General features: G+C 61.9%; 7 protein-coding genes. 5 read left to right on the forward strand and 2 right to left on the reverse strand.

Annotated elements, in window-relative coordinates; all coding sequences use genetic code 11:
* Positions 1–44: 44 nt before the first annotated feature.
* Together Q7C33_RS01475 and Q7C33_RS01480 are read right to left on the reverse strand one after the other, a co-directional pair.
* Positions 45–992 carry an iron-sulfur-binding ferredoxin reductase gene (locus Q7C33_RS01475; RefSeq protein WP_407682710.1) on the reverse strand — a complete coding sequence of 316 codons (948 nt, stop codon included), beginning with the start codon at positions 990–992 and terminating at the stop codon, positions 45–47.
* Positions 985–2,091, reverse strand: coding sequence for a GGDEF domain-containing protein (locus tag Q7C33_RS01480; RefSeq protein WP_407682711.1), 1,107 nt, complete (start codon positions 2,089–2,091; stop codon positions 985–987). The genes Q7C33_RS01475 and Q7C33_RS01480 overlap by 8 nt, the downstream gene beginning before the upstream one ends.
* 541 nt (positions 2,092–2,632) lie before the next feature.
* Between Q7C33_RS01480 and Q7C33_RS01485 the strand changes: the two genes are divergently transcribed.
* The 5 genes from Q7C33_RS01485 to Q7C33_RS01505 all read left to right on the forward strand — a co-directional run bounded on the left by Q7C33_RS01485 (position 2,633) and on the right by Q7C33_RS01505 (position 14,888).
* Positions 2,633–4,156: a fumarate hydratase gene (locus tag Q7C33_RS01485; protein WP_217861355.1), complete on the forward strand. Its 1,524-nt coding sequence runs from the start codon at positions 2,633–2,635 to the stop codon at positions 4,154–4,156.
* A gap of 301 nt (positions 4,157–4,457) precedes the next feature.
* Positions 4,458–8,915: a SpvB/TcaC N-terminal domain-containing protein gene (locus Q7C33_RS01490; protein ID WP_407682712.1), complete on the forward strand. Its 4,458-nt coding sequence runs from the start codon at positions 4,458–4,460 to the stop codon at positions 8,913–8,915.
* Between the two features lies 1 nt (position 8,916).
* On the forward strand, positions 8,917–11,727 hold the full coding sequence (locus Q7C33_RS01495; RefSeq protein ID WP_407682713.1) for an RHS repeat-associated core domain-containing protein: 2,811 nt from the start codon (positions 8,917–8,919) through the stop codon (positions 11,725–11,727).
* 76 nt (positions 11,728–11,803) lie between these two features.
* Positions 11,804–13,570 carry a sensor histidine kinase gene (locus tag Q7C33_RS01500; RefSeq protein ID WP_407682714.1) on the forward strand — a complete coding sequence of 589 codons (1,767 nt, stop codon included), beginning with the start codon at positions 11,804–11,806 and terminating at the stop codon, positions 13,568–13,570.
* Positions 13,563–14,888 carry a sigma-54-dependent transcriptional regulator gene (locus Q7C33_RS01505; RefSeq protein WP_030140848.1) on the forward strand — a complete coding sequence of 442 codons (1,326 nt, stop codon included), beginning with the start codon at positions 13,563–13,565 and terminating at the stop codon, positions 14,886–14,888. The genes Q7C33_RS01500 and Q7C33_RS01505 overlap by 8 nt, the downstream gene beginning before the upstream one ends.
* Positions 14,889–15,142: the final 254 nt, after the last annotated feature.

The raw sequence follows: 15,142 nt of genomic DNA on the forward strand, positions 1-15,142 counted from the left end.
CGCAAATCCAATGTGGGAGCGAGCTTGCTCGCGATGACGATCTGTCAGACGCCGCCATTCCCACGCGTAAGAAACATATCCGCCAGCAACTGATTACGCGGCAACCCCGCCAGGTACAAGCGCTTGGCAAACGCCTCGACCCAATCCGGATGGCCACAGACCAACGCCTGGGTCTGACGCGAAGCCAGGCGCCACTGCGCGAGTGCGCCTGGGACCTCGGCAGCCGTCAGCAGCTCGACGCTCAGGTTTGGATGCTTGGCTGCCAGCGCCGCCAGGGGTTTGTCCAAATAGTGCCCAGCGGCATCGCGCGCCACATGAATCAGCCGAATCGTCCCTTGATGCTGCTGGCGCAACGCTTCGCGCAAGATACCGAACAACGGACCCAGCCCCGTGCCGGACGCCAGCAGCCACAGCGGCTTTTCATGCCAATCGGGATCGTAATGCAGCGCACCGCCGCGCAGCTCACCGAGGCGGATCGGGTCGCCGGCCTTGAGTTGTCGCACCGCATCGACGAATTGCCCTGGCGCGCGACAATCGAGGTGAAACTCCAGGAAGCGGTCGTCCTCGGGCAGGCTCGCCAGAGAATACGGCCGGGCGACGTCGCCGACCCACAGCACCAAGTGTTGCCCGGCTCGATAACGCAATGGTCGCTGCGGGGTGATGCGCAAGCGAAGGACTTCGGCGCCGAGCCAATCCAGCGCCGCCACCTCGGCGGCCTGGCCGTCGCGCCGTGGGTCGAAGGTGTGGATCTGCACGTCTTCGATGACCTGGCATTGGCATGCCAGCCGCCAACCTTGATCACGCTGCGCCGGGGTCAGCGCATCGGGACGGTTGTCACGCACGTCGCCGCTCACGCATTGCACCAGGCACGCATGACAACTGCCGGCACGGCAACTGTAGGGCACCGGCACGCCAGACCGGTTGAGCGCGTCCAGCAGGTTATCGCCCGCCGCCACCGTCCATTGTCGGTCGGCAACTTTCAACTCAGGCATCGACATTCTCCCAAGCGGCGGCACACCGATTGCGGCCATCGCGCTTGGCACGGTACAAGGCCTGGTCGGCGCGCTGCAAGGCGCTGTCCAGGTCATCGCCGATTTCCAGCATCGTCATGCCCACCGACAGGCTGAGGCTGCCCACGCGCAATTCGGTCAACTGAACCTCGGTGAACGCCAGCCGCAAGCGCTCGCAACAGGCCGTCAGGCGCGCGGGGTCGCAGGCGGGCAGCAGCATGACGAATTCTTCGCCGCCGTATCGGGCCAGTACGTCACCTTCGCGCAGGCAGGCCGTGGCGACGCCGGCGAAGGCCTGGAGCACCTGATCGCCTGCCGCGTGGCCATGCAGATCGTTGATGCGCTTGAAATGGTCCAGGTCGATCAAGGCCAGGCCATGGGCGATGCCGGGCCTGAGGGTATTGAGTTCGCGGCTCGCCAGGCGCAGAAAGTGGCGGCGGTTGAACAGGCCGGTGAGTTCGTCGGTGGCGACCAGGTCTTCAAGCTGGCGCATCATGCCGCGCAACGTGTCCTGGTGCGCCTGCAAGGCGAACCGGCGCTGGCGCATGCGTTGGCGCGAAGTCTGGACGTAGCGGGCATACAGGACCAGCCAGACCAGCACGATGAACAGCACGCACACTTGCAAGCCGGCCAGCGTCGGGTCGGGAAGCCGGAAGAAATAACCGTCCCACAGCGTGATGCCGGTGAAGCTGATGAACACCAGCGTCGCGCAGCGCACAAAGGCCCGCCGCGTGAGATGAAAAAGCCCGAACAGCAGGATCAGCACATAAAACACCAGGAACACGCCACGGGCCTGGTCCAGGTGCGCCATCATCCAGGTCTGCCAGCCGAGGCCGATCCAGACCTGTATTTCCGTGAGGCTGGGGTCGGCGAACCGCAGGTTGCGGTCGGTGATGAACAACGCGAACAACCCGCCCTGGCACAGCACCACCAACAAGGTGCCGATGATGACGCCACGCAATGAGTCGAGGTAATGGCCACTGAAAAACGCCAGCCACAGCAACACCAGCGCCAGCGCATAGGTCGTGGCTGCGAGGGCGAAACGTTTAAGCAGAAGACGTTGAATGGCGTTATGGGTCAATCGGTGACTCACCATGGGAAAGGAGACTGACAGAGGTGTCCTACGCTATAGGCCAGACGCCACTTTAGTGGCGTGCTCGACAAATGACCATTCAATTCTGGAGCAGAAAAATGGCGTCAAAGCAATGGCCCAGATTGACGCATCTGCCGGCTCCGCCGATCCCCCTGTGGCGAGGGGATTTATCCCCGCTGGGCTGCGGAGCAGCCCTGAAAACCAGTCACCTCGGAGTGTCAGGGTGTTCGCCTTCAGTCATTTTAGGGCTGCTTCGCAGCCCAGCGGGGATAAATCCCCTCGCCACAGATAAATCCCCTCGCCACAAAGGCAGCTCGCTCCCACAGGCCCCCAGCCTGCGATATACTGCCGCGCCTTTTTAGCGTCGCGCCAGCATGCCCGGCGTGCCTTGACCTGGGGTCAGCTCCAAGCTCCAAGCTTCAAGCGGCAAGTTCAGAGCAGTACGCGTACTGCTTCAGCTTGCCACTTGAAGCTTGCCGCTTGAAGCTGCCTCATAAAATGTTCCCGTCTTTAGAGAGGAGCGCGACTCATGACCGTGATCAAGCAAGACGACCTGATTCAGAGCGTTGCCGACGCCCTGCAGTTCATTTCCTATTACCACCCCGTGGATTTCATCCAGGCGATGCACGAGGCCTACCTGCGCGAAGAATCGCCGGCGGCTCGTGATTCCATGGCGCAGATCCTGATCAACTCGCGCATGTGCGCCACCGGCCATCGGCCGATCTGCCAGGACACCGGCATCGTGACCGTGTTCGTGCGCGTGGGCATGGACGTGCGTTGGGATGGCGCGACCATGAGCCTGGACGACATGATCAACGAGGGCGTGCGTCGCGCCTACAACCTGCCGGAAAACGTCCTGCGTGCATCGATCCTCGCCGACCCGGCAGGCGCGCGCAAAAACACCAAGGACAATACCCCGGCGGTCATCCACTACTCCATCGTCCCAGGCAACACCGTGGAAGTGGACGTGGCGGCCAAGGGCGGCGGCTCCGAGAACAAGTCGAAGATGGCCATGCTCAACCCGTCCGACTCCATCGTCGACTGGGTCCTGAAGACCGTTCCAACCATGGGCGCCGGCTGGTGCCCACCGGGCATGCTCGGCATCGGCATCGGCGGCACCGCCGAGAAAGCCGCGGTGATGGCCAAGGAAGTCTTGATGGAATCCATCGACATCCACGAGCTCAAGGCCCGCGGTCCACAGAACCGTATCGAAGAGATGCGCCTGGAGCTGTTCGAGAAGGTCAACCAACTGGGCATCGGCGCCCAGGGCCTCGGTGGCCTGACCACCGTGCTCGACGTGAAGATCATGGACTACCCGACCCACGCCGCCTCCCTGCCGGTGTGCATGATCCCCAACTGCGCCGCCACCCGTCACGCCCACTTCGTGCTCGACGGTTCCGGCCCGGCATCGCTGGAAGCGCCACCGCTGGACGCCTACCCGGAAATCGTCTGGGAAGCCGGCCCGTCGGCCCGTCGCGTGGACCTCGACACCCTGACCCCGGAAGACGTGCAGAGCTGGAAGCCGGGCGAAACCGTGCTGCTCAACGGCAAGATGCTCACCGGTCGCGACGCGGCGCACAAGCGCATGGTCGAGATGCTGAACAAGGGCGAAACCTTGCCGGTGGACCTCAAGGGTCGCTTCATCTACTACGTCGGCCCGGTCGATCCGGTCGGTGACGAAGTGGTGGGCCCAGCCGGCCCGACCACCGCCACGCGGATGGACAAGTTCACCCGCCAGATCCTCGAGCAGACCGGCTTGTTGGGCATGATCGGCAAATCCGAGCGCGGCCCGACCGCCATCGAAGCGATCAAGGACAACAAGGCCGTCTACCTGATGGCCGTCGGCGGCGCCGCTTACCTGGTGGCCCAGGCAATCAAGAAATCCAAGGTCCTGGCGTTCGCCGAACTGGGGATGGAAGCGATCTACGAGTTCGAGGTCAAGGACATGCCCGTGACCGTCGCCGTGGACAGCAAAGGCGAGTCGGTGCACATCACAGGCCCGGCGATCTGGCAGCAGAAGATCAGCGAGAGCCTGGCGGTGGAAGTGCAATAACAGGCACTCCAGCGCTGTGAAAAAGGCCGGTGGGCGGCAAACCCACCGGCCTTTTTTCATGCCCGCAGCAAAAACCTGTGGGAGCGAGCTTGCTCGCGATAGCGTTGGATCATTCAGCATGGACGTTGACTGACACACCGCTATCGCGAGCAAGCTCGCTCCCACAAAAGGCATGCGCACAGCCATTCATCGGCCAAACCCGCCCACCTGTAAGATCTGACAGGTTACATCCCCGCTCCCCCTTGGCATCCTCATCCTGACCAGGAATCAGCCCTGGCGCTGATCAAAGGGATAAACGTCCATGGCAGAGCAAGCGCCCCTACAGATCATCACACCCTCCATTGCCGGCAGCGCGTCGATCGCGACTATTGGCAACAGCCTCGGCCCGGTGGGCACGCGGGGCGCCGCCTCGTTTGAATTGCCGCTGCCGGTGTCGAGCGCTCGTTACCTGACGCCGGCCATGACCCTTCAGTACAACAGCCAGAGCGGCAATGGCCCGTTTGGCATCGGCATGCAGCTGCCGATCCCCAGCATTGCGCGCAAGACCAGTAAAGGCGTGCCGCATTACCTCGAAGACGATGTCATGGTCGGTCCCGACGGGGTGGATCGCTGGCCCGACCACGAGGCACACGTAACGCGCACGCTCCCAGGGCGAAGCAGGATGACCTATAGCGTAGTGCGCTATTACCCCAGGCTGGAAAGCGCATTCGATATCTATGAGCTGTGGATGCCCGACGGCGGCCAGCCGCCGTTCTGGCGCGTACAAGGTAGCGACGGGAATTTGTATTGCTATGGGCACAGCGGCGAGTCGCGCATTGCTGATCCGGAGAATCCGCTACGCATTGCCGAATGGCTGCTCTTGGAAGAAGTCAGCCCGCTGGGCGAGCACATCTACTACGAATACACCGCCGATCCCGCCGAGTCCGAAGATGACCACGACTACAGCGCCCAGCGCTACCTGCGCCGGGTGTGCTATGGCAATGCCACGGCCAGCGAAACCTTTTATTGTTTCGAGGAAGAGAACCCCGCCAACCTGCCCTGGCACTTCCATCTGTTATTCGACTACGGACAGCGCACCGTCCAGCTCGATGGAAAACCGGCCTGGACAGCCGACGACGAAGACGACTGGCTACCGCGCGACGACCCGCTCCACGCGTACCGATACGGTTTCGAAGTCGGCACACGGCGCTTGTGTCATCAAGTATTGATGTTCCACCACTTCCCCGCCGACACCGACACCGAACCCGCGCTGGTGCGACGGTTGCTATTGGAATACACCACTACCGAGCTGCGCTATAGCACATTGACCGCTGCCCATTATCAAGATTGGGACGCCGACGGCCGGGTCGAAAACAGCCCGCCCGTCGAACTGCATTACAGCGACTTCGAGCCGAACCTGGAACCCAAGACGTTCTTTGCCCTCGAGACAATGCCCGCCCTGGAAGATGGCGTTCGCTATCAATGCGTCGACCTGTATGGCGAAGGCGTCCCAGGCTTCTTGTGCCGCTATACCAATGGCTGGTATTACCGCGAACCCGAGCGCGCCACGACCGGCGACAGTGAAGAAATCGGTTACGGTGCCTGGTCGCTTCTTCCCAGCATTCCGATCGCCGCCGAAAACCCGGGAGTCATGCAACTGCTCACCGACCTGACCGGCAGCGGCCGCCTCAATTGGGTCATCGCCCAGCCCGGCATGAACGGCTTCTACACGCTGAACCCTGACCGCAGCTGGTCGACCTTCACCGACTTCAAGCGTTTCCCCACGGAGTTCCTGCACCCCGCCGCGCAATTGAGCGACCTGACCGGCGACGGCTTGCGCTCGCTGGCCATGATCGGCCCGAAAAGCGTGCGACTCTACGCCAACCTTCGTGAACAAGGCTTCGCCGCCGGCGTTGACGTTCCCCATGAACCGGACAGTGACCTGCCATTGTTCAGCGATGTGAGCAGTGAGCTGGTGTTGTTCACCAACATGCTGGGCAGCGACAGCACCGAGCTGTGCCGTATCCGCTTCAATGAAATCAAATGCTGGCCAAACCTCGGTCATGGGCGTTTCGGCAAAGGTTTCGTCATGAGCGCCCTGCCCTTCACCTATGACGAGTTCAATGTAGAGCGGGTGCGGATCGCCGATCTGGATGGCTCCGGTGCGCCGGCATTGATTTACCTGCAAAGCGATTGTTTTGAGATTTATTTCAACCACGGCGGCAATCAGGTGGATCAGGAACCTACTAAGGTGCCTTGGCCCGACGGCCTGCGTTATGACCATCTTTGCCAGGTCACACTGGCCGACCTGCAAGGCCTGGGTTGTGCGAGCCTGATCCTGAGCGTGCCCCATGCCATGCCGGATATGAAACCCCGGCATTGGCGCTACGATTTCGTCGCCTCAAGGCCCTACGTGCTCAGCGCCACGAACAACAACATGGGTTGCAGCAGTACGCTGGCCTACCGCAGCAGCGCTCAGTTCTGGCTGGATGAAAAAGCACAGCGCGTGGCGCAGGGAAAACCATTGGATTGCTACCTGCCCATGGCCCTTCCACTGGTGGCGCACCAGCAACAACTGGACGAGATCACCGGTAACTACCTGACCCAACACCTCAGCTATTTTGAAGGCGACTACGACAGCTATCACCGCGAGTTCCGTGGCTTCGGCCGGCTGTATCAGCTCGACAGCGAAATCCCCGCCGGTGACACAGACGACAGCTTCACCGCGCCAGTGCTGCTCAAGACCTGGTTCCACACCGGCCGCACCGTCGATCAGCCGCTCAAGGATTGTTTTGACATCGACAGCGATGCCCCGTCGCTGGGGCCCACGCTGCTGGCCCGGCTCCACGAACGGGACAACGTCGACGAAATCATCACGCCCGACCCGGACACGGCCCGGGAAATGGCCTATGCCTTGAGTGGCCAGGTACTGCGCAGCGAAACCCATCACGCCGAATCGATTGCCATGCTCGAGCCCTACACCGTGACGCAACAGCGTTACCTGCTGCGCCAACCCCATGACGGCCAAAAAAGCTTGCTGGTTTTGGCGTTGGAAACGGTCAGTTATCAATACGACGGTTTCATCAACGACCCGCAAGCCCAACACACCATCAACCTGGCCTGGAACCGCTACGGCCAGTTGACTCACGGTTTCCTGGTCAATTACGCGCGACGCCTGACAGCGGACGACGAGCCACCCTTTGAGGATGAGGATGAAAACACCTGGTGGCGCGACGCTCACGACGATCAACAACAGGTGTACCACCTGACCGAAAGCCTGGCCGACTATCAACACCTGATCGACGAGGAAGGACTGCGCCAGCGACTGGGCTTGCCCTGGCGCGCCCGGACCAACGGGTTGCAACGCCCCAAAGCCCCACTGCCGGGCGGACTCACACCGCAACAGGTGAGCTACGAAAGCGTCCTTGAGCTTCAGGGTTCGCCGGCCTGGACGGCCGCCCGAGAGCTGATCGCCCTTGAGGAACAAACCTACATGCGCGACGGATCAGGCAAGATCCTGTTCCAGGCTTTGCGCGGTCCCTTGGAAATCGCCGAATTCGACGAGCAGGCGCTGAGCGCCTACGACGCGGTGCCTGAACCGTTCGACATTCGCGAGCAACTGGAAACGATCGGCTTCGAGCCCATGGCGCTGTTCCTACTTGAAGATTCGAAAAAGGACGAGGCCCGAAACCTCTGGTCCAAGAAAATCGGCTTTCCCCAATACTTGCCGCTGGACGGCTTCTTCCACATCAGCCAATTACAGGAGACCCAGAGCCATGGCGTCACCTCGGTCAGTTACGACGATTTTCATTTGATGGCCATCGCCGTACAGCTTCCGGACGGTTGCACCACCCGCGTCGAATACAACTACCACTCGCTGTTGCCAAGCAAGATCACCGACGCCAACGAGAACGTCCAGCAAGCGCTTTACGGACCGGCGGGCGTACCGTTGGGCGTTACGTTCCATGGCACTGAAAATGGCGTTCCGGCAGGCTTCCATGGCATTGAGGATTATGAGCCCCCTGCCGACCTGTCGCCGGCCTATGCGATTGCGAACTCCAAGGCAACCCTGGGCAACATCGCCAGCGCCGTGCGTGTCGAAGATATGAGTTGGATGAGTTTGCCCGACCTGGCGCAGGTGTCGGCGGCACAACGTGACGAGTGGGTCCGGGCTCGATACTTATTGCCCAGCGGTCATGTCCGGGCCTCGGCACGGGTTCGCCTGGCCCGACTGGCCGTGCGCACCGCCGATGAGGAGCGACTCTGGAGGCTGGTCCGGGCCACGCCTCGGGAACCGGTGCACAGCGTCGTGTTGAGCGCCGATCGTTACCCGGACGACCCGCTGCAACAGATCCGCATCACCCTCAGCGCCGTCGACGGCTTTGGCCGCGCCCTGCAAACCAAGCAGTTGGTCGAGGCAGGCAAAGCCTACGCCGTGACTGAAGAAGGCTCGCTGGAGTTAGGCGGGGATGGCAAGCCGGTACAGCGCGAAGCCGACCCGCGCTGGCGCGTCAGCGAACGGGTCGAGTACAACAATAAAGGCTTGGTCACGCGGATGTATCGCCCCTATTTCGCCGATACCTGGCGCTACATCAATGACGCCTCGCTGCGAGAACACGGTTACCACGACCAGCAGTTCTACGACCCGCCAGGGCGCTTGATCAAGGTCATCAATGCCAAGCTTGATCAAGCCTGGCATGTCTATCATCCGTGGTATCAGTGCGATCATGATTACAACGATACCGTCCCGCCATCGACTGGCCCATTGTCGAAGGACTGATATGACGAATGTCCACGCTCGCACTCCGAACGTCGTCGCCGTCGATGGACGAGGCTTGCCCGTGCGGCAAGTCGCTTACCTGCGTAGCGAGGCTTCGGTCGCCGCTGTCGCCCTCATCGCCCGTCAACGGTTCGACGGAGCCGGGCGCCTCGCCGAACAATGGGATGCCCGTCTGTTCGGCCATGCCCCGAAAGCCAACCAATCCACGATCTACAATCTCATGGGGGAGCCGCTGCGTATCGACAGCGTCGATGCCGGCTGGCGCTTGATATTGCCGGGGTTGGCAAGTGAAACCCTGGAACGCTGGGACGCACGTGGCAATCGATGGCGCATGCACCATGACAGCCAGTTGCGCCCGGTGGCACTGGACGAGAACAGCGACTTGAATGTCGAAACCTTCACCTATGGCGACGCCACTCAAGACGCCGGTCGCAACGTGCGTGGGCAATTGTTGGAACAAGTCGATCCGTCCGGCACTTTGCGTTGCGACAGTTATGGCCTGTCCGGCTTGCCCCTGCGTCAGGCCCGCGCGTTCGCCGACGCCGACATTCATACGACCGAGCAAACCTTCGATGCCCTCGGCGCGCTCATCGGCCAGACCGATGCAGGCGGTCATCGCCAGCACCTGCGCCTGGACGTCGCCGGGCAGCTCAAGGCAGTCGACTTGCAGCTCAAGTTCGATACCGCGTCGCAACCGATCATGCTGGCGGCCCAGTACAACGCTGCCGGCCAGATCGAGCGTCAGGAGGCGGCAAACGGCATTATCAGCCGCTGGACCTATGACCCGGCCGATGGCCGGCTGAGCACACTCCAGGCAGGAAAACCCGGTGCAGACCTGCGCCAGGACCTGGCCTACTTCTACGATCGTGTAGGCAACATAACGCGCATCGAAGACCACACAGTCGCCACCGTCCATTTTGCCAACCAACGCGTGGACGGCCATCGCGAGTTTACCTACGACTCGCTCTATCGGCTCATCACCGCCAGCGGCTTCGAGGGCGACACACCACACCTGCAACCCGGCTTGCCGGCCCCCATCATCCCCATCGACCCGAACCGCCGCTTCAACTATGCCCAACAATACGAATACGACAGCGGCAACAACTTGACCCGTCTGCGCCATATTCGCGAGGGCAACAATCACACGCACATCACGCGCATCGACCCCAACAGCAACCGCGGCGTGCGATGGACAGAAGGCGAACCCGAGCCGGATTTCGACACGCAGTTCGACGCCCATGGTAACCAGCTGTTCCTGCAGAGCGGTACGCCGGCGCTGACCTGGAACTCTCGCGACCAGCTCAGCACTGTCACGGTGATCAAGCGGGAAGATGATCTGAGCGACGATAACGAAACCTATCTGTACAGCCAGGGCGAGCGGGTCGGCAAAACCCACACTGCCGTAGGCACAGTCCAGCAGACACGTTATTTGCCGGGCATTGAAATACGCACTTCCAGCGATGGCGAACGTCTCCACGTACTCACCCTCGGGTTGGCTCACGGCAGTGTCCGCTGCCTGCATTGGGAAGCCGGCCAACCTGTGGGGATCGAAGCCGATCAGTTGCGCTACAACCTCGATGATCACCTGGGTTCCAGCACACTGGAGCTGGACCGCGCCGGCGGCCTGATCAGCCTTGAGCATTATTATCCTTTCGGCGGAACCGCCTGGTACGCGGGCCGTTCCGCCCTGGAAGCAAGCTACAGGACCGTTCGCTACTCTGGTAAGGAGATGGACGCCAGCGGGCTCTATTACTACGGTGCACGTTATTACGCGCCGTGGCTGGCACGCTGGGTGAGTGCCGACCCGGCGGGAGATATCGACGGGTTGAACCTATATGGGTTCGTCACCAACAATCCGATGACCTATGTCGATGTAGGCGGGTTCATAAGAGAGAAGCGAACGGAGAGAGATGACCGGAAGGCTGCAGCGAGGAAACGCCAGCAGCAGTACCGGGCTCGCTCCGAATTACGCGAAGGCATCTACAGGTTCAGTGATCTCCTGGGGACAATCTCAGCGAGGGCTATCCAGGCTCAAGCACAACTGGATAATCATCGATCAGCATCGACCCGTGCCCAATCGGCAGCGTCAAGGGTCGGCGTCCAGGTAGCCAAGAACGCGATCAACTTGACAGTGGGCGCTGGGTTAGGCGTGGGAGGAGCGGCGTTAGGCGCCGTGGCAGGCCCGCCCGGTATGATCATAGGCGTCGCAGTGGGTTTTGCAGTAGCCAAGGGAGTGTCCTTGGGACTGGACAAGGGCATAGAGAAAGCGGGGGTGGACGCGTCAGTCAAATTCAAAAGTTCTGCCTTGGAACCGAGCGAAATCATCAAGGGGGTCGACGCCAAGAAAAGTCCAGCCACCTATCTGCTGAAGAAAGCCGAGGGCTTCGCTGAGAGTCTGCAATCTCCGTCTCGAAAGGATGCATTGAGCCTGGCAAGGGAAGCGGTGAACACGGGCACATCGACTGCGTTGAAAGCAGCGGATGTGGCAGGTGGCAGCGCGATTTCTGCCGTGGTGAAAACTGCAACAGGCACCGTTGAAATCGCCCATGAGATCATCGGCGCGGGGCAGGAAATTTCCGAAGAAAAAATAGACCGTGCCGATCAATACATCAACGAGCTGATCACTTTATTAACCCAGGAAATTACTGTCGTCGACAGGCTGTACGACAAAGCGGGCGTTGAGACCTTCGATGTTTACGTGCCTTTGAGCAAAATATTTGGACAATCGACTGGAATCACCCGTCGAAGCATGCACAGAGAAATGGAGGCCACCGTCGGGCGTTTGAAACAGACGCAGAGGATGCTTAGATAACCACGCATCGAGGCGCATCACGAAGGGGTGGCGGCGTGCTATCGTGCCCATCCCTGCCCGGTCCTTGAACATTTATATGTCCGCAATGCCGCGCCCCCTGCGCCTGCTTCTTGTCATCGCCTCGATCCTCGCCGGCGCCGCCCTTGCCGCCACCCTGGCCGTGCGCCATGCCGAACGCGAGGCCCTGGAAGAAGACGCCAGCCGTGCCAGCCAGCAACTGGCGCTGTACGCCAACTCGTTGCACACCCTGATCGAACGCTATCGCGCCCTGCCCGTCGTGCTCGCCCTGGACCCGCAGCTGCGGGACGCCCTCAAGGGGCCGATCAGCCCGGCACAACAGGATGAACTCAATCGCAAGCTGGAAAAGATCAACGGCGCCGCGCAGTCTTCCACGCTGGAATTGATGGACCGTACCGGCCTGGCCGTGGCGGCCAGCAATTGGCGCCTGCCCAGTAGCTATGTCGGTCACAACTACAGGTTTCGCCCCTATTTCATCCAGACACGCACCCATGGCACCGGGCGGTTTTATGCGGTGGGCGTGACCAGTGGCATCCCCGGCTATTTCCTGTCCAGCGCGGTGACCGGCGACGACGGCGAATTCCTCGGGGCCATGGTGGTGAAGCTCGAATTCCCGGAGCTGGAGCGAGAGTGGCGCCAGGGCAGCGACACGTTGCTGGTCAGCGATGCGCGGGGCATCATTTTCATCGCCAATCGTCCGGGCTGGCGCTATCGCCACTTGCACGCCCTGTCCGACAGCGACCTTGCCGAGCTCAAGGCCACGCGCCAATACGACAAGCAACCGTTGCAACCGCTGGCCTATGAACCGCTGCGACGCTTTGACGATAACAGCCACCTGGCCCGGGTCGAGGCGCCTGATGGCGCCGCGGACTACTTATGGGAGTCCCTGCCGTTGACCGCCGAAGGCTGGACCCTGCATTTGTTGCGGCGCCCTCAGATCGCCTTCGAAGACTTGCGCAACGCCGGCCTCGCCGCCGCCGGGTTGTGGCTGGCGCTGGTGTTCCTCCTGCTGTTTCTCAACCAGCGCTGGCGCCTGGCAAGGTTGCGCCAACGCAGCCGCGAGGAACTTGAACGCCTGGTGGACGAGCGCACGCGCGAGTTGCGCACGGCCCAGGACGGCCTGGTGCAATCGGCCAAGCTCGCCGCCCTCGGGCAGATGTCCGCCGCGCTGGCCCACGAAATCAATCAGCCGTTGACCGCCCAGCGCATGCAACTGGCCACCCTGCGCTTGCTGCTGGACCATGGCCGCGTCGATGACGCCTACAAGGCCCTCAAGCCGGTGGACGACATGCTGACGCGCATGGCCGCCCTCACCGGCCACTTGAAAACCTTCGCCCGCAAAAGCCCCAGCGGCCTGCGCGAACGCCTGGACCTGGCGGCGGTAGTAGATCAAGCCCTGCAATTGCTGGAAACGCGCCTGCGGGACGAAAACGTCAGTACCGTGTTGCACCTGACCCGTCCGGCGTGGGTTCGTGGCGACGCGATCCGCCTCGAACAGGTACTGATCAACCTGTTGCGCAACGCCCTCGACGCCATGGCCGACCAACCCCTCAAGCGCCTGGAAGTGCGCCTGGAGGCCGATGACCAATTGTGGCGCCTGAGCGTCAGCGACAGCGGCACCGGGATCGCCGAAGAACATCTGGCGCAAGTGTTCGACCCCTTCTTCACCACCAAGGCCGTAGGCGATGGCCTCGGCCTGGGGCTGGCGGTTTCGTTTGCGATCATCCATGAATCCGGCGGGCGGTTGACGGCGGACAATCATGAACATGGCGCGGTATTCTGCGTGACCTTGCCCATCGATCAGGAGGCGCAATTGCATGCTTGATTCGGTCATGGTCGTCGATGACGAGAGCAGCATCCGCACGGCTGTCGAGCAGTGGCTGAGCCTGTCGGGATTCCAGGTGCAATTGTTCAGTCGCGCCGAAGAATGCCTGGCGCATCTGCCGGACAATTTTCCCGGGGTAATCCTCAGCGACGTGCGCATGCCCGGGCTGGGCGGCCTGGAGTTGCTGGCCGAAGTGCGCAGGCGTGACCCGGACCTGCCGGTGATTCTGCTGACCGGCCATGGTGACGTGCCGATGGCCGTGGAGGCCATGCGCGACGGGGCCTACGACTTCCTCGAAAAGCCCTTCAGCCCCGAAGCGCTGCTGGGCAGCTTGCGCCGGGCGCTGGACAAGCGCTTCCTGATTCTGGAAAACCGCCGGCTGCACGAACAGGCCGATGCCCGCGCCAAGCTCGACGCCACCCTGCTTGGCGTCTCGCGGGCATTGCAAAACCTGCGTCGCCAGGTGCTGGACCTGGCGACGTTGCCGGTCAACGTGTTGATCCGCGGCGAAACCGGCAGCGGCAAGGAACTGGTTGCCCGTTGCCTGCACGACTTCGGGCCAAGGGCGAGCAAACCGTTCGTGGCCCTGAACTGCGCGGCCATCCCCGAACCGTTGTTCGAGGCCGAACTGTTCGGCCATGAAAGCGGCGCCTTTACCGGCGCCCAGGGCAAGCGCATCGGCAAGCTCGAATACGCCGACGGCGGCACGCTGTTCCTCGATGAAATCGAAAGCATGCCGCTGGCCCAGCAAGCCAAGTTGCTGCGCGTGTTGCAGGAAAAGAAACTCGAACGCCTGGGTTCCAACCAGAGCATCAACGTCGACCTGCGCATCATCGCCGCCACCAAGCCCGACTTGCTGGACGAAGCGCGGGCCGGGCGTTTTCGTGAAGACCTGGCCTATCGCCTGAACATCGCCGAGCTGCGCCTGCCGCCGTTGCGGGAACGACGCGAAGATGTTCCGCTGCTGTTCGAGCATTTCACCCACAGCGCCGCCGAACGCCTCGGCCGCCCCGCCGTCCCCTTGAGCGGCCCACAACTGAGCCATCTGCTCAGCCACGATTGGCCGGGCAATGTGCGCGAACTGGCCAACGTCGCCGAGCGCCAGGTACTGGGCCTGGACCAACTGCCCGCCCTGGACACCGAACCGGGCCAGTCCCTCGCGGCCCAACAGGAAGCCTTCGAGGCCCAATGCCTGCGCGCCGCCCTGACCCGGCACAAGGGTGACGTGAAAGCCGTGCTCGAAGAGCTGCAACTGCCGCGCCGCACCTTCAATGAAAAAATGCAGCGGCATGGGTTGAGCCGGGAGATGTTTTTGTAAGGTCGCTATTTTTTGGCGGCTGTATTGGCCTCATCGCGAGCAAGCTCGCTCCCACAGGGGCATGTGTACACGCTGGACAAAAATGTGGGAGCGGGCTTGCTCGCGAAGGCGTCAGGTCAGTCGATATTGAATTGGCTGACACACCGCTTTCGCGAGCAAGCCCGCTCCCACAGGGGGATGTGTACACCGGACAAAAGTGTGGGAGCGAGCTTGCTCGCGATGAGGCCGGTACTGACGATACACACCTTCCTGCA

Origin of the sequence: Pseudomonas sp. BP11-1-1 (assembly GCF_052112105.1) — a bacterium.
In the GTDB taxonomy this organism is placed as follows: Bacteria; Pseudomonadota; Gammaproteobacteria; order Pseudomonadales; family Pseudomonadaceae; genus Aquipseudomonas; species Aquipseudomonas alvandae.

Excerpts from the sequence above, each read along its gene's own strand:
- Q7C33_RS01475 (WP_407682710.1), bottom strand. The coding sequence starts at position 992 with ATGCCTGAGTTGAAAGTTGCCGACCGACAATGGACGGTGGCGGCGGGC.
- Q7C33_RS01500 (WP_407682714.1), top strand. The coding sequence starts at position 11,804 with ATGTCCGCAATGCCGCGCCCCCTGCGCCTGCTTCTTGTCATCGCCTCG.
- Q7C33_RS01495 (WP_407682713.1), top strand. The coding sequence starts at position 8,917 with ATGACGAATGTCCACGCTCGCACTCCGAACGTCGTCGCCGTCGATGGA.
- Q7C33_RS01485 (WP_217861355.1), top strand. The coding sequence starts at position 2,633 with ATGACCGTGATCAAGCAAGACGACCTGATTCAGAGCGTTGCCGACGCC.
- Q7C33_RS01490 (WP_407682712.1), top strand. The coding sequence starts at position 4,458 with ATGGCAGAGCAAGCGCCCCTACAGATCATCACACCCTCCATTGCCGGC.
- Q7C33_RS01505 (WP_030140848.1), top strand. The coding sequence starts at position 13,563 with ATGCTTGATTCGGTCATGGTCGTCGATGACGAGAGCAGCATCCGCACG.